14 protein-coding genes are annotated in these 19,758 nt (G+C 55.9%); 10 read left to right on the top strand and 4 right to left on the bottom strand.

Going from position 1 to position 19,758, the window contains the following annotated elements:
* Positions 1–23 precede the first annotated feature (23 nt).
* Positions 24–992, bottom strand: a complete 969-nt coding sequence (trxB, locus tag ACMWKK_RS10705) for a thioredoxin-disulfide reductase (protein WP_112781221.1) — start codon at positions 990–992, stop codon at positions 24–26.
* 544 nt (positions 993–1,536) lie between these two features.
* On the opposite strand from trxB, the gene lrp reads away from it, so the two are divergent.
* The 10 genes from lrp to ACMWKK_RS10655 all read left to right on the top strand — a co-directional run bounded on the left by lrp (position 1,537) and on the right by ACMWKK_RS10655 (position 15,535).
* Positions 1,537–2,031: a leucine-responsive transcriptional regulator Lrp gene (lrp, locus tag ACMWKK_RS10700; RefSeq protein ID WP_000228469.1), complete on the top strand. Its 495-nt coding sequence runs from the start codon at positions 1,537–1,539 to the stop codon at positions 2,029–2,031.
* A 135-nt stretch (positions 2,032–2,166) separates the two neighbouring features.
* On the top strand, positions 2,167–5,838 hold the full coding sequence (locus ACMWKK_RS10695; RefSeq protein ID WP_112781219.1) for a DNA translocase FtsK 4TM domain-containing protein: 3,672 nt from the start codon (positions 2,167–2,169) through the stop codon (positions 5,836–5,838).
* A 128-nt stretch (positions 5,839–5,966) separates the two neighbouring features.
* On the top strand, positions 5,967–6,581 hold the full coding sequence (lolA, locus tag ACMWKK_RS10690; protein WP_032639238.1) for an outer membrane lipoprotein chaperone LolA: 615 nt from the start codon (positions 5,967–5,969) through the stop codon (positions 6,579–6,581).
* Positions 6,582–6,590: 9 nt separating this feature from the next.
* Positions 6,591–7,934: a replication-associated recombination protein RarA gene (gene rarA, locus ACMWKK_RS10685; RefSeq protein ID WP_045327269.1), complete on the top strand. Its 1,344-nt coding sequence runs from the start codon at positions 6,591–6,593 to the stop codon at positions 7,932–7,934.
* 92 nt (positions 7,935–8,026) lie between these two features.
* The gene (gene serS / locus ACMWKK_RS10680) at positions 8,027–9,319 is read left to right on the top strand and encodes a serine--tRNA ligase (protein ID WP_048994017.1); all 1,293 of its coding nucleotides are present in this window, start codon (positions 8,027–8,029) and stop codon (positions 9,317–9,319) included.
* Between the two features lie 211 nt (positions 9,320–9,530).
* Positions 9,531–11,975 (top strand): dimethylsulfoxide reductase subunit A, encoded by a 2,445-nt coding sequence (gene dmsA, locus ACMWKK_RS10675; protein WP_112781218.1) that lies wholly within the window; start codon positions 9,531–9,533, stop codon positions 11,973–11,975.
* Positions 11,976–11,985: 10 nt separating this feature from the next.
* Positions 11,986–12,603 (top strand): DMSO/selenate family reductase complex B subunit, encoded by a 618-nt coding sequence (locus ACMWKK_RS10670; protein WP_112781217.1) that lies wholly within the window; start codon positions 11,986–11,988, stop codon positions 12,601–12,603.
* Between the two features lies 1 nt (position 12,604).
* Complete coding sequence (locus ACMWKK_RS10665; protein ID WP_045327260.1) at positions 12,605–13,468, top strand: dimethyl sulfoxide reductase anchor subunit family protein; 864 nt, start codon at positions 12,605–12,607, stop codon at positions 13,466–13,468.
* Positions 13,469–13,742: 274 nt separating this feature from the next.
* Complete coding sequence (locus ACMWKK_RS10660; RefSeq protein WP_112781216.1) at positions 13,743–14,891, top strand: MFS transporter; 1,149 nt, start codon at positions 13,743–13,745, stop codon at positions 14,889–14,891.
* 122 nt (positions 14,892–15,013) lie between these two features.
* The gene (locus ACMWKK_RS10655) at positions 15,014–15,535 is read left to right on the top strand and encodes an anti-virulence regulator CigR family protein (RefSeq protein ID WP_112781215.1); all 522 of its coding nucleotides are present in this window, start codon (positions 15,014–15,016) and stop codon (positions 15,533–15,535) included.
* A 35-nt stretch (positions 15,536–15,570) separates the two neighbouring features.
* Here the strand turns inward: ACMWKK_RS10655 and pflA are convergent, their stop codons facing one another.
* From pflA to focA, 3 genes are all read right to left on the bottom strand, one after another.
* Complete coding sequence (gene pflA, locus ACMWKK_RS10650; RefSeq protein WP_112781214.1) at positions 15,571–16,311, bottom strand: pyruvate formate lyase 1-activating protein; 741 nt, start codon at positions 16,309–16,311, stop codon at positions 15,571–15,573.
* 202 nt (positions 16,312–16,513) lie between these two features.
* Positions 16,514–18,796 carry a formate C-acetyltransferase gene (pflB, locus tag ACMWKK_RS10645; RefSeq protein WP_023332542.1) on the bottom strand — a complete coding sequence of 761 codons (2,283 nt, stop codon included), beginning with the start codon at positions 18,794–18,796 and terminating at the stop codon, positions 16,514–16,516.
* A gap of 51 nt (positions 18,797–18,847) precedes the next feature.
* Complete coding sequence (focA, locus tag ACMWKK_RS10640) at positions 18,848–19,705, bottom strand: formate transporter FocA (RefSeq protein WP_008499974.1); 858 nt, start codon at positions 19,703–19,705, stop codon at positions 18,848–18,850.
* Positions 19,706–19,758 lie beyond the last annotated feature (53 nt).

The raw sequence follows: 19,758 nt of genomic DNA, 5'->3' as shown, positions 1-19,758 counted from the left end.
CGTTTGTTACTGACTTGTAAAGATTATTTGCCTTGTTCAGCCAGCCCGTCGAGGTAGCGCTCAGCGTCCAGCGCGGCCATGCAGCCGGTGCCCGCAGAGGTGATCGCCTGACGGTAGATATGGTCCATCACGTCGCCAGCCGCGAACACGCCCGGGATGCTGGTCTGGGTCGCGTTACCGTGAATGCCGGACTGCACTTTGATGTAGCCGTTTTCCAGCTCCAGCTGGCCGTCGAAGATGGCGGTGTTCGGGCTGTGGCCGATCGCCACAAACAGACCCGCCACTTCCAGCGTTTCGACCTTATCGGTGTTCTGGGTGTCACGGATGCGCAGACCGGCAACGCCCATCTGGTCGCCCGTCACCTCTTCCAGAGTACGGTTGGTGTGCAGCACGATGTTGCCGCTTGCCACTTTATCCATCAGACGCTTGATCAGGATCTTCTCCGCGCGGAAGGTCTCGCGACGGTGGATCAGGTGCACCTCAGAGGCAATGTTCGCCAGGTAGAGCGCTTCTTCCACCGCGGTGTTACCGCCGCCGATGACCGCGACCTTCTGATTGCGGTAGAAGAAGCCGTCGCAGGTGGCGCAGGCAGAGACGCCGCGGCCTTTGAACGCCTCTTCGGATGGCAGACCGAGGTAACGGGCAGAGGCGCCGGTGGCGATGATCAGCGCGTCGCAGGTGTATTCGCCGCTGTCGCCCGTCAGGCGGAACGGACGGTTCTGCAGATCGACCTTATTGATGTGGTCGAACAGAATTTCGGTTTCGAATTTCGCGGCATGCTCGTGCATACGCTCCATCAGCAGCGGCCCGGTCAGGTCGTTCGGGTCCCCTGGCCAGTTTTCCACTTCGGTGGTGGTGGTCAGCTGACCGCCTTTTTCCATGCCGGTGATGAGTACCGGGTGCAGGTTAGCGCGTGCAGCGTAGACCGCTGCGGTGTATCCCGCAGGTCCAGAACCAAGGATTAGCAGCTTACTGTGTTTGGCCGTGCCCATGAGATCCCCATTGTTGTTGGCAGACATTTGGCTGGATTGTAGGGAATTTGTTGCCGTAAAAAAAGAGCACAGCAATTTTGATATCAATCCGTGTAATAGCCACAGACGATGAATGATGCGCTATAACATCACGTTTTCTCCTGAGAAGTGGTCGTTTGTAAGGCAATAAAATGAGGATTAATACCCCAGCGTAATGAATATCCGGCATGTTGTACTAAAAAACGATGTTTTGCTTTGACAATCCCCTGCGCTTTTGCGAAAACATTCAAGGAAGAAAAAAAACCGCGTTAACCGTATGCCGCATAGGCATGCACGTAAATGCCATTTTTACCGGGTCAGTGAAATCTACGCATGGCGTGGACAGACGCCATACGTGATGTCGGTGACGGCCTTCGGGCAACGGTCTTCTTACCAACAGAACCCGAATCCGCATCGCGTCTAATACAAAATCAGGCGATGTGATGACTAACGGGTACAGGCTCTGAACAGTGATGTGCACAGGGTCCAGGCAGGAGTAGGGAAGGAATACAGAGAGACAATAATAATGGTAGATAGCAAGAAGCGCCCTGGCAAAGATCTCGACCGTATCGATCGTAACATTCTTAATGAATTGCAAAAGGATGGGCGTATTTCCAACGTCGAGCTTTCAAAACGTGTGGGACTTTCCCCGACGCCGTGCCTTGAGCGTGTGCGCCGACTGGAAAGACAGGGTTTCATTCAGGGCTATACGGCTCTGCTGAACCCGCATTATCTGGATGCCTCACTTCTGGTATTTGTTGAGATTACTCTGAATCGTGGTGCGCCGGATGTGTTTGAGCAATTTAACGCCGCTGTACAAAAACTTGAAGAGATTCAAGAGTGTCACCTGGTTTCCGGTGATTTCGACTACCTGTTGAAAACCCGTGTGCCTGATATGTCCGCCTACCGTAAGCTGCTGGGTGAAACCCTGCTGCGTCTGCCAGGCGTGAACGACACCCGTACTTATGTGGTGATGGAAGAGGTCAAACAGAGCAATCGTCTGGTTATTAAGACGCGCTAACACGGAACAGGTGCAAAATCAGCGTAGTTTGATTACACTCCTGTTAATCCATACAGCAACAGTGCCGGGGAGCCCCGGCGCTGTTGTCCGTTTTAGCAAACAGGCAGGATATGCCTGATACCTGGAGAGCCTTTCTTGAGCCAGGAATACACTGAAGACAAAGAAGTCACACTATCGAAGCTAAGCAGCGGACGTCGTCTCCTCGAGGCTTTGCTGATCGTTATTGCCCTTTTTGCCGTCTGGCTGATGGCAGCCTTACTCAGTTTCAACCCCTCAGATCCTAGCTGGTCACAAACTGCATGGCATGAGCCCATCCATAATTTAGGCGGCGTCCCCGGTGCCTGGCTTGCGGACACGCTGTTTTTCATTTTCGGTGTGATGGCCTATACGCTTCCCGTGATTATCATAGGCGGATGCTGGTTTGCGTGGCGTCATCGTCAGAACGACGATTACATCGACTATTTCGCCGTGTCGCTGCGCCTGATTGGCGCGCTGGCGCTGATCCTCACCTCCTGCGGGCTGGCCGCAATTAATGCGGATGATATCTGGTACTTCGCCTCAGGCGGGGTCATCGGCAGCTTATTAAGTTCTGCGCTGCAACCGATGCTGCATAGCAGCGGCGGCACGCTGGCGTTGCTGTGCATCTGGGCGGCCGGTCTGACGCTGTTTACCGGCTGGTCCTGGGTGAGCATTGCCGAGAAAATCGGCAGCTTTATCCTCACCATTCTGACCTTCGCCAGCAACCGTACCCGCCGTGACGATACCTGGGTTGATGAAGAAGAGTACGAAGATGACGAGGAGGATGACGCGCCTGTGCAGCGTCGCGAGTCTCGTCGTGCCCGTATTCTGCGCGGCGCGCTGGCGCGCCGTCAGCGTGTTGCGGAGAAATTTGCCAACCCGCTGGGCCGTAAAACCGATGCGGCGCTCTTCTCCGGTAAACGCATGGATGAAGACGAGCAGGTGGCGTATCGCGCTGCGGGTGTCGCCGTCGATCCTGACGATGTGCTCTTCTCCGGCAGCCGGGCCACGCCGGGTGATTTCGACGAATACGATCCGCTCTTAAACGGCCACTCGGTCACCGAACCGGTTGCCGCAGCCGCAGCCGCGACGACCGCTGCGCAGGCGTATGCCGCGCCTGTCGACGCCGTGACGCCATCCGCGCCGGTGTCGCCGCCGGAGTCCGTTATTCAGCAGCCTCAGGTTGACTGGCAGACCGCGCCAGGCGTTCATACGCCGGAGCCGGTTATCGCGCCTGAACCTGAAAGCTACATCCCAGTTCAACAGGAGCAGTGGCAGCAGCCTTATCAGCCGCCGCAGCCTGAGTATGAACCGCAGCCATATCAGCAGCCTGTTGCTCAGCCTTATCAGGAATATGTCCCTGAGCCGGTCGAGCCTGTGCAGCCTTATGCCGCACCGCAGCCTGAACCTGAAATCGTGGAAGAGGTGAAGCCTGCGCGTCCACCGCTGTACTATTTTGAAGAGGTCGAAGAGCGCCGTGCGCGTGAACGCGAGCAGCTGGCGGCCTGGTATCAGCCTGTGCCTGAACCGGTACAGGAGCCGGTGACGAGAACGTCTTCTGTTTCAGTGCCACCGAACGACCCGACGCCTGCCGTTGCCCCCGTAGCGGAAAGCGTGAAGCAGGCTACTGCGGCCGCTGCCGCGGCAGCACCTGTCTTTAGCCTGGCAACGGGCGGCGCGCCGCGTCCTCAGGTGAAGGAAGGCATTGGTCCACAGCTGCCTCGCCCTAACCGCGTTCGCGTGCCAACCCGTCGCGAGCTTGCTTCTTATGGTATCAAGCTGCCTTCCCAGCGTATGGCCGAAGAGAAAGCGCGCGAGTCTGAGTATGAAGACGATGCCGATGACATGCAGCAGGACGAGCTGGCCCGCCAGTTCGCCGCGCAGCAGAATCAACGCTACGGTGAAGACTATCAGCACGATGAACCTGTGGTGGAAGACGAAGATGACGCGGCAGAGGCCGAGTTAGCGCGCCAGTTTGCCGCCACCCAGCAGCAGCGCTATTCCGGTGAACAACCGGCTGGTGCAAATCCGTTCTCGCTGTCTGATTTCGAATTCTCGCCGATGAAGGATCTGGTGGATGATGGCCCGAGCGAGCCTTTATTTACCCCGAGCGTGATGCCGGAAGCAGAGCCGGTGCGCCAGCAGCCAGCGCCGCAGGCCTACGCGCAGCCGCAGCAGCCTGTTCAACAGCCGTATGCACAACCGCAGCAGGCGCCGCAGTTCCAGCAGCCTGCACCTCAGCCGCAGGAGAGCCTGATTCACCCGCTGCTGATGCGTAACGGCGACAGCCGTCCGCTGCAGCGTCCAAGCACGCCGCTACCGTCTCTGGATCTGTTAACGCCACCGCCGTCAGAAGTGGAACCCGTTGATACCTTCGCGCTGGAGCAGATGGCGCGTCTGGTGGAAGCCCGTCTGGCTGACTTCCGCATTAAGGCGGACGTGGTGAACTACTCGCCGGGTCCCGTTATCACCCGTTTCGAACTGAACCTGGCGCCGGGCGTGAAGGCCGCGCGCATTTCCAACCTGTCCCGCGACCTGGCGCGTTCGCTGTCGACCGTTGCGGTGCGCGTGGTGGAAGTGATACCGGGCAAACCGTACGTGGGTCTTGAGCTGCCGAACAAGAAACGTCAGACCGTCTACCTGCGTGAAGTGCTGGATAACACCAAATTCCGCGATAACCCATCTCCGCTGACCGTGGTGCTGGGTAAAGATATCGCCGGCGATCCGGTGGTGGCCGATCTCGCGAAAATGCCTCACCTGCTGGTGGCGGGTACCACCGGTTCCGGTAAATCCGTCGGCGTGAACGCCATGATCCTCAGCATGCTCTACAAAGCGCAGCCGGAAGATGTGCGTTTCATCATGATCGACCCGAAAATGCTTGAACTGTCGGTCTACGAAGGCATCCCGCATCTGCTGACCGAAGTCGTGACCGACATGAAGGACGCTGCCAACGCGCTACGCTGGAGCGTCAACGAGATGGAGCGCCGCTACAAGCTGATGTCTGCGCTGGGCGTGCGTAACCTGGCCGGCTATAACGAGAAAATCGCCCAGGCGATGCGTATGGGGCGTCCGATTCCGGATCCTTACTGGAAGCCGGGCGACAGCATGGATGCCCAGCATCCGGTGCTGGAAAAACTGCCTTACATCGTCGTGCTGGTTGATGAATTCGCTGACCTGATGATGACCGTCGGTAAAAAAGTGGAAGAGCTGATTGCCCGTCTGGCGCAGAAAGCGCGTGCGGCCGGTATTCACCTTGTGCTGGCGACCCAGCGTCCTTCCGTGGACGTGATTACCGGTCTTATCAAAGCGAACATTCCGACGCGTATCGCCTTTACCGTATCAAGTAAAATTGACTCCCGCACCATTCTTGACCAGGGCGGCGCTGAGTCGCTGCTGGGTATGGGTGATATGCTCTATTCCGGCCCGAACTCCACCTCTCCGGTGCGCGTCCACGGTGCGTTCGTTCGCGATGAGGAAGTTCACGCCGTCGTGCAGGACTGGAAGGCGCGCGGTCGTCCACAATACGTTGACGGCATTACCAGCGATACGGAAAGCGAAGGCGGCGGCGGTGGCTTCGACGGCGGTGAAGAGCTGGATCCGTTATTCGATCAGGCGGTTAACTTCGTTACCGAAAAGCGCAAAGCGTCCATTTCTGGCGTGCAGCGCCAGTTCCGCATCGGCTATAACCGTGCAGCGCGCATCATCGAGCAGATGGAAGCGCAGGGCATCGTGAGCGAGCAGGGGCACAACGGCAACCGCGAGGTGCTGGCGCCGCCGCCGTTTGATTAACCTTCAGCGATTGCAAAGAAGGGTAAATCAGCCAAAATTAAGCATTTTCTTCTGTCGCCTGCCTGCGGGCAGGTCCAGAATAGAAGACGGAAACCCCATATCGGGAAGACGTATTTTAAGGAATAACAATGAAAAAAATCGCCATCGCCTGTGCATTACTCACCAGTTTTGTCGCCAGCAGCGTCTGGGCTGATGCGGCTAGCGACCTTAAAAGCCGACTGGATAAGGTAAGCAGCTTCCACGCCAGCTTCACGCAAAAAGTGACTGACGGCAGCGGCAACGCGGTGCAGGAAGGTCAGGGAGATTTGTGGGTTAAACGCCCGAATCTGTTCAACTGGCACATGACCCAGCCGGATGAAAGCATCCTGGTGTCAGACGGTAAAACCTTATGGTTCTTCAACCCGTTCGTTGAGCAGGCTACGGCGACCTGGCTGAAAGATGCCACCAGCAATACGCCGTTTATGCTGATTGCCCGTAACCAGGCCAGCGACTGGCAGCAGTACAATATTAAACAGACGGGTGACGAGTTTGTCCTGACGCCGAAAGGCAGCAACGGCAACCTGAAGCAGTTCACCATTAACGTAAGCACCAACGGTACCATTAATCAGTTCGGCGCGGTTGAGCAGGACGATCAGCGCAGCAGCTACCAGCTCAAGTCTCAGCAGAACGGCGCCGTGGATGCATCGAAATTCACCTTTACCCCGCCGCAGGGCGTAACGGTGGATGACCAACGCAATAAGTAAGAGGCGTGAGTGAGCAACCTGTCGCTCGATTTTTCGGATAACGCGTTTCAACCTCTGGCCGCTCGTATGCGGCCAGAAAATTTAGCGCAGTACATCGGCCAGCAGCACCTGCTGGCTGCCGGTAAGCCATTGCCCCGGGCCATTGAGGCCGGGCATCTTCACTCCATGATCCTCTGGGGGCCACCCGGCACCGGCAAGACCACACTTGCAGAAGTGATTGCCCGCTATGCCAACGCGGACGTTGAACGCATCTCGGCGGTGACCTCCGGCGTGAAGGAGATCCGTGAAGCGATCGAGCGTGCGCGGCAGAACCGCAATGCCGGACGGCGCACCATCCTCTTCGTGGACGAAGTCCACCGCTTCAACAAAAGTCAGCAGGATGCCTTCCTGCCGCATATTGAAGACGGCACGATCTTCTTCATCGGTGCGACCACCGAAAACCCGTCGTTTGAGCTGAACTCGGCGCTGCTTTCCCGCGCGCGCGTTTACCTGCTCAAATCGCTGACGACCGAGGATATCGAAAAGGTTCTCACCCAGGCGATGGACGACAACGCGCGCGGTTACGGCGGGCAGGATATCGTTCTGCCTGACGAGACGCGTCGGGCGATTGCGGAACTGGTCAACGGCGATGCGCGTCGGGCGCTGAACACGCTGGAGATGATGGCCGATATGGCCGAAGTCGACGATGCCGGAAAGCGGGTGCTGAAACCGGAACTGCTCACCGAAATAGCCGGGGAACGCAGCGCGCGTTTCGATAACAAAGGCGACCGTTTTTACGACCTGATCTCGGCGCTGCATAAGTCCGTGCGCGGCAGCGCGCCGGATGCGGCGCTCTACTGGTACGCGCGTATTATCACGGCGGGTGGCGATCCGCTCTACGTCGCGCGTCGCTGTCTGGCGATAGCCTCAGAAGATGTCGGTAATGCCGATCCGCGCGCCATGCAGGTCGCGCTGTCGGCCTGGGACTGCTTCACCCGCGTTGGACCCGCGGAAGGCGAACGCGCCATTGCGCAGGCCATTGTCTATCTGGCCTGTGCACCGAAAAGCAATGCGGTTTATACCGCATTCAAAGCCGCAATGTCCGACGCCCGCGAACGGCCGGACTACGATGTGCCGGTTCACCTGCGTAACGCGCCGACCAAACTGATGAAAGAGATGGGGTATGGGCAGGAGTACCGTTACGCTCATGATGAACCCAATGCCTACGCCGCCGGGGAAGAATATTTCCCGCAGGAGATGGCACAAACGCGCTATTATCGCCCCACAAACAGAGGTCTTGAAGGCAAGATTGGTGAAAAGCTCACCTGGCTCGCCGGACAGGATCAAAATAGCCCTATAAAACGCTACCGTTAGTTCAGTCGTTGCGGTAATGTTTGCAATTGTATCCTTGTGGCCGCAGGCTGTGGTCACATTTCCTATTTTAATTCGATAAGCACAGGATAAGCATGCTCGATCCCAATCTGCTGCGTAATGAGCCAGACGCAGTCGCTGAAAAACTGGCACGCCGGGGCTTTAAGCTGGATGTAGATAAGCTGCGCGCTCTTGAAGAGCGTCGTAAAGTTCTGCAGGTACAAACTGAAAATCTGCAGGCAGAGCGTAACTCTCGATCGAAATCCATCGGCCAGGCGAAAGCACGCGGGGAAGATATTGAGCCATTACGCCTGGAAGTGAACAAACTGGGTGAAGAGCTGGATCAGGCGAAAGCCGAGCTGGATGTTCTTCAGGCCGAAATTCGCGATATTGCCCTGGCTATCCCGAACATTCCTGACGACAGCGTGCCTGTCGGTAAAGATGAAAACGACAACGTTGAAGTGAAACGCTGGGGCACGCCTCGCGAGTTTGACTTCGAGGTGCGCGATCACGTGACGCTGGGCGAAATGCACGCGGGGCTGGACTTTGCGGCCGCGGTTAAGCTGACCGGCTCCCGCTTCGTGGTGATGAAAGGCCAGATTGCCCACCTGCACCGCGCGCTGGCGCAGTTCATGATTGATCTGCACACCGAGCAGCACGGCTATAGCGAAACCTACGTGCCGTATCTGGTCAACCACGATACGCTGTACGGTACGGGCCAGCTGCCGAAATTTGCTGGCGATCTGTTCCATACCCGTCCGCTGGACGAGGAAGCTGACAGCAGCAACTACGCGCTGATCCCAACCGCGGAAGTGCCGCTGACTAACCTCGTGCGCGATGAGATCATCGACGAAGACGATCTGCCAATCAAGCTGACCGCGCACTCTCCGTGCTTCCGTTCTGAAGCAGGATCTTACGGTCGCGACACGCGCGGTCTGATCCGTATGCACCAGTTCGATAAAGTTGAAATGGTGCAGATCGTTCGTCCTGAAGAGTCCATGGACGCGCTGGAAGAGATGACCGGCCACGCTGAGAAAGTGCTGGAGCTGCTGGGTCTGCCGTACCGTCGTATGGCACTCTGCACCGGTGATATGGGCTTTAGCGCCTGCAAAACCTTCGATCTGGAAGTGTGGGTGCCTGCGCAGAACACCTACCGTGAGATCTCCTCCTGCTCTAACGTCTGGGATTTCCAGGCGCGCCGCATGCAGGCTCGCTGCCGCAGCAAGTCAGACAAGAAAACCCGTCTGGTGCATACCCTGAACGGTTCGGGTCTGGCCGTGGGACGTACGCTGGTTGCCGTGCTGGAAAACTATCAGCAGGCGGATGGCCGTATTGAGATCCCTGAAGTGCTGCGCCCATACATGAAAGGCCAGCAGTACATTGGCTAATAATTTGTCATAAAACAAAAAAGCGCCTCAGGGCGCTTTTTTTATGCCTTTGATTTGATACGAAGCAATAACCTCTCCCACTAAAGTAGTAATACTCCTCCGAATGAAAGCCAGCATAAAAAGCTGAAAACGAAGAAATTCGTTATATATAAAACTATATAGCGGCTTGCGCCGCCTCTCTTTTCTTTGTGAGCAACCAAAGTGAGTTTCTATGAAAATCAACGCGCCTGAAGAATTACTGGCTGCCGAGGTCACTCGCCGTGGGTTGATGAAAACCACGGCAATTGGCGGCCTGGCCATCGCCAGCAGCGCCTTCACGCTCCCCTTTGCCCGACTGGCGTCAGCGGCGGATGCGTTATCTCCAGCCTCAGCACCGGAAAAAGTGGTCTGGAGCGCCTGTACGGTAAACTGCGGTAGCCGCTGCCCGCTGCGTATGCACGTGGTGGATGGCGAAATTAAATATGTCGAAACCGACAATACCGGAGACGATAATTACGAAGGGCTGCACCAGGTTCGCGCCTGCCTGCGCGGCCGCTCCATGCGTCGCCGCGTCTATAACCCGGATCGCCTGAAGTATCCGATGAAGCGCGTCGGTAAGCGTGGAGAAGGGAAGTTCGAGCGCATCAGCTGGGACGAAGCCTACGACATCATCGCTACCAACATGCAGCGTTTGATCAAAGAGTACGGCAACGAGTCCATCTACCTGAACTACGGCACCGGGACGCTCGGCGGCACGCTGACCCGCTCCTGGCCACCGGGAAAAACGCTGGTGGCGCGCCTGATGAACTGCTGCGGCGGTTATCTCAATCACTACGGCGACTACTCTTCCGCGCAGATTGCCGCTGGTCTGAACTATACCTACGGCGGCTGGGCGGACGGCAACAGCCCGTCCGATATCGAAAACAGCAAGCTGGTCGTCCTGTTCGGAAACAACCCGGGCGAGACGCGCATGAGCGGTGGCGGGGTGACCTACTACCTCGAACAGGCGCGCGCTAAATCCAATGCCCGCATGATCATTATCGATCCGCGCTATACCGACACCGGTGCAGGGCGCGAAGACGAGTGGATCCCCATCCGTCCCGGTACCGATGCGGCGCTGGTCTCCGCCCTGGCGTGGGTGATGATCACCGAAAACCTCGTCGATCAGCCTTTCCTGGATAAATACTGCGTCGGCTATGACGAGAAAACCCTGCCAGCCAGCGCGCCTGCCAACGGCCATTACAAGGCCTATATCCTTGGCCAGGGCAGCGACGGCGTGGCAAAAACGCCGGAGTGGGCCTCCACCATCACCGGCATCCCGGTCGAGCGTATTGTTCAGCTGGCGCGTGAGATTGGCTCCGCGAAACCGGCCTACATCAGCCAGGGCTGGGGCCCGCAGCGTCATGCGAACGGTGAAATCGCGACCCGCGCCATCTCCATGCTCTCCATTCTGACCGGTAACGTCGGCATTCACGGTGGTAACACTGGCGCGCGCGAAGGCTCATATGAGGTGCCGTTCGAACGTATGCCGACGCTGGATAACCCGGTTCAGACCAGCATCTCTATGTTTATGTGGACCGATGCGATTGAACGCGGCCCGGAAATGACCGCCCTGCGCGACGGCGTGCGCGGCAAGGATAAGCTGGACGTGCCGATCAAGATGATCTGGAACTATGCCGGTAACTGTCTGATCAATCAGCACTCAGAAATCAACCGTACCCATGAAATCCTGCAGGATGACAAGAAGTGCGAGATGATTGTGGTCATCGACTGCCACATGACCTCCTCGGCGAAATATGCCGATATCCTGCTGCCGGACTGCACCGCTTCTGAGCAGATGGATTTCGCGCTGGACGCCTCCTGCGGCAACATGTCCTACGTGATCTTCACCGACCAGGCCATCAAACCGCGCTTCGAGTGCAAAACCATTTATGAAATGACCTCGGAGCTGGCGAAACGTCTTGGCGTTGAGCAGCAGTTTACCGAGGGACGTACTCAGGAAGGGTGGATGCGCCATCTGCATGAACTCTCCCGCAAGGCGATCCCAGACCTGCCGGACTTTGACACCTTCCGCAAGCAGGGAATGTACAAACAGCGCGATCCGGAAGGGCACCACGTGGCGTATAAAGCGTTCCGTGAAGATCCGCAGGCGAACCCGCTGACCACGCCGTCGGGCAAAATCGAAATTTACTCCGAAGCGCTGGCAAAAATCGCGTCGACCTGGGAGCTGCCGGAAGGGGACGTCATCGATCCGCTGCCGATCTACACGCCGGGCTTTGAAAACTATAACGATCCGCTGACGGCGAAATTCCCGCTGCAGTTGACCGGCTTCCACTACAAAGCGCGCGTGCACTCTACCTACGGTAACGTCGACGTGCTGAAAGCCGCCTGCCGTCAGGAGATGTGGATCAACCCGATGGATGCCAAAGCGCGCGGTATCAGCAATGGCGATCGCGTACGTATCTTCAACGGACGCGGTGAGGTGCACATTGAGGCTAAAGTGACGCCGCGCATGATGCCCGGCGTGGTGGCGTTAGGGGAAGGGGCCTGGTACAGCCCGGATGCCAACCGCATCGACCAGGCGGGCAGTATTAACGTGCTGACCACGCAGCGTCCGTCGCCGCTGGCGAAGGGCAATCCATCCCACACAAACCTTGTTCAGGTTGAAAAGGTTTAAGGAGTAACCGATGACAACCCAGTATGGATTTTTCATTGATTCCAGCCGTTGCACCGGTTGCAAAACCTGCGAGCTGGCCTGTAAAGATTACAAAGATCTCACCCCGGACGTGAGCTTCCGCCGCATCTACGAATACGCCGGGGGCGACTGGCAGGAAGATAACGGCGTCTGGCATCAGAACGTCTTTGCCTATTACCTGTCGATTGCCTGTAACCACTGCGAAGATCCGGCCTGTACCAAGGTTTGCCCGAGCGGTGCGATGCACAAGCGCGAAGACGGTTTTGTGGTGGTGGATGAAGATGTCTGTATCGGCTGCCGCTACTGCCATATGGCCTGCCCATACGGCGCCCCGCAGTACAACGCCGCTAAAGGCCATATGACCAAGTGCGACGGTTGCCACACCCGCGTCGCGGACGGCAAAAAGCCGATCTGCGTCGAGTCCTACCCGCTGCGCGCGCTGGACTTTGGTCCCATTGAAGAGCTGCGCCAAAAACACGGTCAGCTTGCCGCAGTGGCGCCGCTGCCGTCTGCGCACTTCACGAAGCCGAGTATTGTGATTAAACCTAACGCCAACAGCCGTCCTACAGGTGACACCACCGGCTACCTGGCAAACCCGAAGGAGGTGTGAGATGGGAAGTGGATGGCATGAATGGCCGCTGATGATCTTCACGGTCTTTGGTCAGTGCGTGGCGGGCGGCTTCATTGTGCTCGCGCTGGCGCTGTTAAAAGGGAACCTCAATGCCGAACAGCAGCAGCGTTTAGTGTTGAGCATGTTTGGCCTGTGGGTGCTGATGGGGATTGGCTTTATCGCTTCTACGCTGCACCTGGGTTCACCGATGCGCGCGTTTAACTCTCTGAACCGCGTGGGGGCATCGTCCCTCAGTAACGAGATTGCCAGCGGGGCAATTTTCTTTGCCGTCGGTGGGCTGGGCTGGCTGCTGGCCGCGTTGAAGAAGCTGCCGGCGGGCCTGCGCAGCCTGTGGCTGATCGTAACCATGGTTCTGGGCGTGGTGTTCGTGTGGATGATGGTGCGCGTCTATAACACCATCGACACCGTACCAACCTGGTACAGCGTCTGGACGCCGATGAGCTTCTTCCTGACGATGTTTATCGGCGGGCCGCTGCTCGGCTACCTGCTGTTGCGCGTGGCGGGCGTAGACGGCTGGGCAATGCGTTTGCTCCCCGCGGTTTCGCTGCTGGCGCTGGTGGTGAGTGCGATAGTCGCCCTGATGCAGGGGGCCGAGCTGGCAACTATTCACAGCTCTATCCAGCAGGCTTCTGCCCTGGTGCCGGACTACGGTGCTCTGATGGCCTGGCGCATCGTTCTGCTGGTCGCCGCGCTGGTATTCTGGATCGCTCCTCAGCTCAAGGGCTATCAGCCCGCGCTGCCGCTGCTGTCACTGGCTTTTGTGCTGGTCCTGGCGGGTGAGCTGATTGGCCGCGGCGTGTTCTACGGGTTGCATATGACTGTAGGTATGGCTGTCGCCAGCTAACGCTGCTTTTGGTTATATCAAGCCGGGCCTGAGTGCCCGGCTTTTTCTTTTTCGATCATGAAATTTTTCGACTGTCGTTTTGTTTTAATTTTACCCATTAATAAATGAAAACAGAGACATAATTAATATCTATAGCAGGCGTGGCATTAGCAGGATAAGTTTTTTAAATCGACAGGGAACATATTGTGCGAGGCGGCTAAATCCGTGGATTGACTTTGTTTTTGCCAGTGGCATGATGCGCACGAAATCTGAACTTCCGCACGGTTTTTAATCCATGACCACCTATAACCGGCCAGTGCTGCTGTTGCTCTGTGGCCTGCTTTTGTTGACCCTGGCGATCGCAGTGTTAAATACGCTCGTCCCGCTGTGGCTCGCCCATGAAAACTTACCGACCTGGCAGGTGGGTATGGTCAGCTCGTCCTTTTTTACCGGCAACCTGCTGGGTACGCTGGTGACCGGTAACCTGATTAAACGCTTTGGCTTTAATCGCAGCTATTATCTGGCTTCGCTGATTTTCGGTGCCGGATGTGCCGGGCTGGGACTGATGGTCGGCTTCTGGAGCTGGATGGCATGGCGCTTTATCGCTGGCGTAGGCTGTGCGATGATTTGGGTGGTGGTTGAAAGTGCGCTGATGTGCAGCGGTACTTCCCGCAACCGTGGACGCCTGCTGGCTGCGTATATGATGGTTTACTACGTCGGCACCGTGCTGGGGCAACTGATGGTCAGCAAGCTGCCAACCGACCTGATGAGCGTTCTGCCGTGGGTGACGGGCATGGTGCTGGCCGCGATCCTGCCGCTGCTCTTCACGCGCATTGTGAACCAGAACAGCGAGCATCAGGAAGCGACTCACGTCTGGCCCATGCTGAGACTGCGTCAGGCGCGTCTGGGCGTTAACGGCTGCATTATCTCCGGGATTGTACTCGGCTCGCTCTATGGCCTGATGCCGCTCTATCTGAATCATCAGGGCGTCAGCGATTCCGGCATCGGTTTCTGGATGGCGGTCATGGTGAGTGCGGGTATTGTCGGACAGTGGCCGATTGGCCGCCTGGCGGACCGCTTTGGCCGTCTGCTGGTGCTTCGCGTTCAGGTTTTCGTGGTGATCATGGGCTGTCTTGCCATGCTCAGCAACGCCGCGATGGCGCCTGCGCTGTTCATTCTCGGGGCGGCCGGCTTTACGCTCTATCCGGTGGCGATGGCCTGGGCCTGTGAGAAAGTCGAGCATCATCAGCTGGTGGCAATGAACCAGGCGCTGTTGCTGAGCTATACCATCGGCAGCTTATTAGGGCCGACGTTTACCGCGATGCTGATGCAGAATTACTCCGATAATTTACTGTTTATCATGATCGCCAGCGTGTCGTTTATTTATCTCTTAATGCTGCTGCGCAAAGCGGGCGAGCATCCAACGCCTGTGGCACATGCCTGATTAAATAAAAGCCTGTCAATGACAGGCTTTTTTGTCCCCATCACAACTCAGAGTTTTACTTATTGTGTGTTTATTGCGCCAGACGATAATTCATGTGAGTCCTACCACTTAAGGCAGCAATCATGTCTATTCGTCGTTTTTCCACTACCGCACTTGCCGTAGTGTTGTCTTTAACGTTTGCAACGTCTCCGGTCATGGCTAATCCTGGAAACGGGAATGGCAATGGTCACGGAAACGGTGGCGGACAGGGTAACAGCGGCAATCATGGTAACGGGAATTCTGGTAACCATGGTAGTAAGCAAAATAACGGTCAGGATAACCCTGGCAATTCGAATAAGAGCGTTAAAAACAGCAAAGATGTCGGTAACGATGTCGATGCTCGCGTGAGTTTCGATCGTGCCCGTCATCTGGCGCTGAATTACGGCTTAACGGGCTATAAGTCTCTGCCTCCGGGGATCGCAAAAAACCTGGCGCGCGGTAAACCACTGCCTCCGGGTATTGCGAAGAAAACCGTGCCGGCCTCTATGCTGGGTCAGCTTCCTTCCTATCCGGGCTATGAATGGCGGGTAGTGGGTGACGACCTGGTCTTAATTGCGCTGAGTACTGCCATTGTGACGTCCATTATTAACGGCGTCTTTAAATAGAATATAAAAAGGCCCGGTTCTCACCGGGCCTTTCTTTAATACATGACCTTGTGGCCGTACTGCTCAAGAATACCTTTGACGCGTTCCATCGTCTCTTTTTTCGGCGGCTTCACGCCATCAAGCTTGTACTCTTCACCCAAGGCCACCCATTTGTGTTTACCCAGCTCGTGATAGGGCAGAAGCTCAATTTTCTCGACGTTGCCCATGTCGCGGGTAAATTCACCCAGGCGGTGCGCGGAGTCATCGTCATCTGACCAGCCTGGCACCACCACGTAGCGGATCCAGGTTTTAATGCCTTTATCGGCAATATATTTGGCAAACTCCAGCGTACGGTGGTTTGACACGCCAACCAGGTTCTGGTGGATCTCATCGTTCATCTGTTTGAGATCGAGCATCACCAGATCGGTCACTTCAAGCAGCTCGTCAATGACCGGATCGTAGCGGCGCACAAAGCCGTTGGTGTCGAGGCAGGTATGAATGCCTTCTTTGCGGCAGGCGCGGAACCAGTCGCGGACAAATTCAGCCTGAAGAATGGCTTCGCCACCGGAGGCGGTCACGCCGCCGCCGGACGCGTTCATAAAGTGACGGTAGGTCACCACCTCTTTCATCAGGTCTTCAACGGTGACTTCTTTACCGCCGTGGGTGTCCCAGGTGTCGCGGTTGTGGCAGTACAGGCAGCGCATCAGGCAGCCCTGGAAGAAGGTGATAAAGCGGATGCCCGGGCCATCGACGGTGCCACAGGATTCAAAGGAGTGAATGCGACCAATAGTTGACATTGCGGTGATATCTCCGAATTTGGCCCATCCGGGGCCTATGTAGATGCACAGCTCAAAGGCTATGTCGAGTCTGTTTTGGCTGTTATCCATTCAGTATAGATAGCGGACAAAAGAGACTGATAAAGCGAGGGTGTTAAAAAGGCCCCACTTGCGTGGAGCCTTTATTGTACGCCTTTTAACGCGTGATTTCAGTCAATTCCACTTACATGGACTGAGTGAAAGTACGGGTGATAACGTCCTGCTGCTGTTCTTTAGTCAGGGAGTTAAAACGTACTGCGTAGCCAGATACGCGGATGGTCAGCTGAGGATATTTCTCAGGGTGTTCCATCGCGTCGAGCAGCATTTCACGGTTCATGACGTTCACGTTCAGGTGCTGACCACCTTCGATGGACGCTTCGTGGTGGAAGTAACCATCCATCAGGCCTGCCAGGTTAGTCTTACGAACTTCGTCATCTTTACCCAGCGCGTTTGGCACGATAGAGAAGGTGTAAGAGATACCATCTTTCGCGTAAGCAAACGGCAGTTTAGCAACGGAAGTCAGAGAGGCAACTGCACCTTTCTGGTCACGACCGTGCATTGGGTTAGCACCTGGGCCGAATGGCGCGCCAGCACGACGACCGTCTGGGGTGTTACCGGTTTTCTTACCGTACACCACGTTAGAGGTGATAGTCAGAACAGACTGAGTCGGGATAGCGTTACGGTAGGTAGTGAGTTTCTGAATTTTCTTCATGAAACGTTCTACCAGGTCAACCGCCATGTCATCAACGCGAGAATCGTTGTTACCAAACTGCGGATATTCGCCTTCGATTTCGAAGTCTACGGCCAGGCCGTCTTCGTCACGAATGGGTTTAACTTTCGCATATTTGATTGCAGACAGGGAGTCAGCAGCAACGGACAGGCCTGCGATACCACACGCCATGGTGCGGATAACGTCACGGTCGTGCAGCGCCATCAGAGAAGCTTCGTAGCTGTACTTGTCGTGCATGTAGTGGATAACGTTCAGCGCAGTGACGTACTGTTTCGCCAGCCAGTCCATGAAGTGATCCATACGTTCCATGACTTCGTCATAGTTCAGCACGTCGCCTTTGATTGGCTCAGACTTAGGACCAACCTGCATTTTCAGTTTTTCATCAACGCCGCCGTTGATAGCGTACAGCATGGTTTTCGCCAGGTTTGCACGCGCACCGAAGAACTGCATTTGTTTACCAACAACCATTGGGCTTACGCAGCAAGCGATAGCGTAATCGTCGTTGTTGAAGTCCGGACGCATCAGGTCATCGTTCTCGTACTGCAGAGAAGAGGTGTCGATGGACACTTTAGCGGCGAATTTCTTGAAGTTCAGAGGCAGTTTTTCAGACCACAGAACGGTGATGTTCGGCTCCGGAGAAGGACCCATGGTGTACAGGGTATTCAGGAAGCGGAAGCTGTTTTTGGTTACCAGAGTACGGCCGTCAACGCCCATACCGCCGATAGATTCAGTAGCCCAGATTGGGTCACCGGAGAACAGCTCATCGTATTCTGGGGTACGCAGGAAGCGAACCATACGCAGTTTCATGACCAGGTGGTCAATCATTTCCTGAGCGTCTTGCTCGGTGATTTTGCCTGCTTTCAGGTCACGTTCGATGTAGGCATCCAGGAAGGTGGATACGCGACCGAAGGACATTGCTGCGCCGTTCTGAGACTTAACAGCGGCCAGGTAGCCGAAGTAGGTCCACTGGATAGCTTCCTGAGCGTTGGTAGCCGGACCAGAGATATCGCAGCCGTATTTCGCCGCCATCTCTTTGATCTGACCCAGCGCACGGTGCTGTTCAGCGATCTCTTCACGCAGACGGATAGTCGCTTCCAGGTTTACGCCGTTTTCCAGATCGGACTGCAGGGAAACAAACTGCGCGTACTTGTCTTTCATCAGGAAGTCGATACCGTACAGCGCAACGCGACGGTAGTCACCGATGATACGGCCACGGCCATACGCATCTGGCAGACCGGTCAGAACGCCAGACTTACGGCAGTTCAGAATGTCTTTGGTGTAAACATCGAATACGCCCTGGTTGTGGGTTTTGCGGTATTCGGTGAAGATTTTTTTCAGCATTGGATCCAGCTCGCGGTTATACGCTTTGCAGGAACCTTCAACCATTTTGATACCACCGAACGGGATGATTGCGCGTTTCAGTGGTGCTTCAGTCTGCAGACCAACGATTTTCTCAAGGGCTTTGTTGATATAGCCAGCATCGTGAGAAGTGATGGTGGAAGCAACGGAGGTGTCAAAATCAACTGGCGCGTGAGTGCGGTTTTCCAGTTTAACGCCTTCCATTACGCTGTCCCACAGCTTGGTGGTCGCGTCAGTGGCGCCAGCCAGGAAGGATTCGTCACCTTCATACGGGGTATAGTTTTTCTGAATAAAGTCACGGACGTTGACTTCATTCTGCCAGTCACCTTTCGCAAAACCTTCCCAGGCTGTGGCTAACTTTTCATTAAGCTCGGACATGTAACACCTACCTTCTTAAGTGGATTTTTTATTTACTGCCTGAGAAAACCATCAATGATGATCGTCGCCACGCAGGTAAATGACCCAGTATGTCAACCCAACTAACAGACCCCCACCGATAATGTTCCCGATAGTGACAGGGATCAGGTTATCAGTAATGAAATTCATAATAGTCAGGTGAGAGAAACTTTCCGGGGATGAACCAACTGCGGTCCAGAACTCCGGGCTCGCAAAGTCGCGGATAACAATGCCCATTGGGATCATGAACATATTCGCGATACTGTGCTCAAAGCCGCTGGCAACAAACATCGCAACCGGCAGAACCATAATTAAGGCTTTGTCCATCAGGCTACGACCCGAGTAGCTCATCCATACAGCCAGGCAGACCATCAGGTTTGCGAGGATGCCAAGAGCAACGGCTTCGATAAATGTGTGGTGCATTTTGTGGTCGGCGGTTTGCAGGACGTTGAGGCCCCAGCCGCCGTTGGCGGTCATGTACTCGCCAGAAAGCCACATCAACAAAACAAAGAGCAGACAGCCAACCAGGTTACCCACGTAGACGTTAAGCCAGTTACGTGCCAGTTGACCCCAGGTAATCCTTCCGCTGGCCTTTGCCACGACAATCAGCACCGTTGAGGTGAAGAGGTCGGCGCCGCAGATGACGCAGAGAATCAGACCCAGTGAGAAGCAAATGCCGCCAATCAGTTTGGCCATGCCGAAAGGCATTCCGGCAGTACCGGTGGTGGCGGTGATGTAGAAGACGAAAGCGATAGAGATGAACACACCAGCCGTGATCGCCAGATAGAACGTCTTCATCGGGTGTTTCGTTGCTTTATAGACACCCGCTTCTTCGGCCACTTTGGCCATCGCGGCGGGGAGTAAAAGATCAAAAGGGTTGTCAGCTTTCACACTAACTCTCTCTTTATTAAGTCGGCGACGAGATACTAACAAAGCATTATAGA

Origin of the sequence: Enterobacter sp. 01-M-03-SI-ECC (genome assembly GCF_047530215.1) — a bacterium.
In the GTDB taxonomy this organism is placed as follows: Bacteria; Pseudomonadota; Gammaproteobacteria; order Enterobacterales; family Enterobacteriaceae; genus Enterobacter; species Enterobacter chengduensis.
Note: the sequence above shows the minus strand (reverse complement) of the source record. Positions and strands in the feature narration are given on the sequence as shown.

Excerpts from the sequence above, each read along its gene's own strand:
- trxB (WP_112781221.1), bottom strand. The coding sequence starts at position 992 with ATGGGCACGGCCAAACACAGTAAGCTGCTAATCCTTGGTTCTGGACCT.
- lrp (WP_000228469.1), top strand. The coding sequence starts at position 1,537 with ATGGTAGATAGCAAGAAGCGCCCTGGCAAAGATCTCGACCGTATCGAT.
- lolA (WP_032639238.1), top strand. The coding sequence starts at position 5,967 with ATGAAAAAAATCGCCATCGCCTGTGCATTACTCACCAGTTTTGTCGCC.
- serS (WP_048994017.1), top strand. The coding sequence starts at position 8,027 with ATGCTCGATCCCAATCTGCTGCGTAATGAGCCAGACGCAGTCGCTGAA.
- dmsA (WP_112781218.1), top strand. The coding sequence starts at position 9,531 with ATGAAAATCAACGCGCCTGAAGAATTACTGGCTGCCGAGGTCACTCGC.
- ACMWKK_RS10670 (WP_112781217.1), top strand. The coding sequence starts at position 11,986 with ATGACAACCCAGTATGGATTTTTCATTGATTCCAGCCGTTGCACCGGT.
- ACMWKK_RS10665 (WP_045327260.1), top strand. The coding sequence starts at position 12,605 with ATGGGAAGTGGATGGCATGAATGGCCGCTGATGATCTTCACGGTCTTT.
- ACMWKK_RS10660 (WP_112781216.1), top strand. The coding sequence starts at position 13,743 with ATGACCACCTATAACCGGCCAGTGCTGCTGTTGCTCTGTGGCCTGCTT.
- ACMWKK_RS10655 (WP_112781215.1), top strand. The coding sequence starts at position 15,014 with ATGTCTATTCGTCGTTTTTCCACTACCGCACTTGCCGTAGTGTTGTCT.
- pflA (WP_112781214.1), bottom strand. The coding sequence starts at position 16,311 with ATGTCAACTATTGGTCGCATTCACTCCTTTGAATCCTGTGGCACCGTC.
- pflB (WP_023332542.1), bottom strand. The coding sequence starts at position 18,796 with ATGTCCGAGCTTAATGAAAAGTTAGCCACAGCCTGGGAAGGTTTTGCG.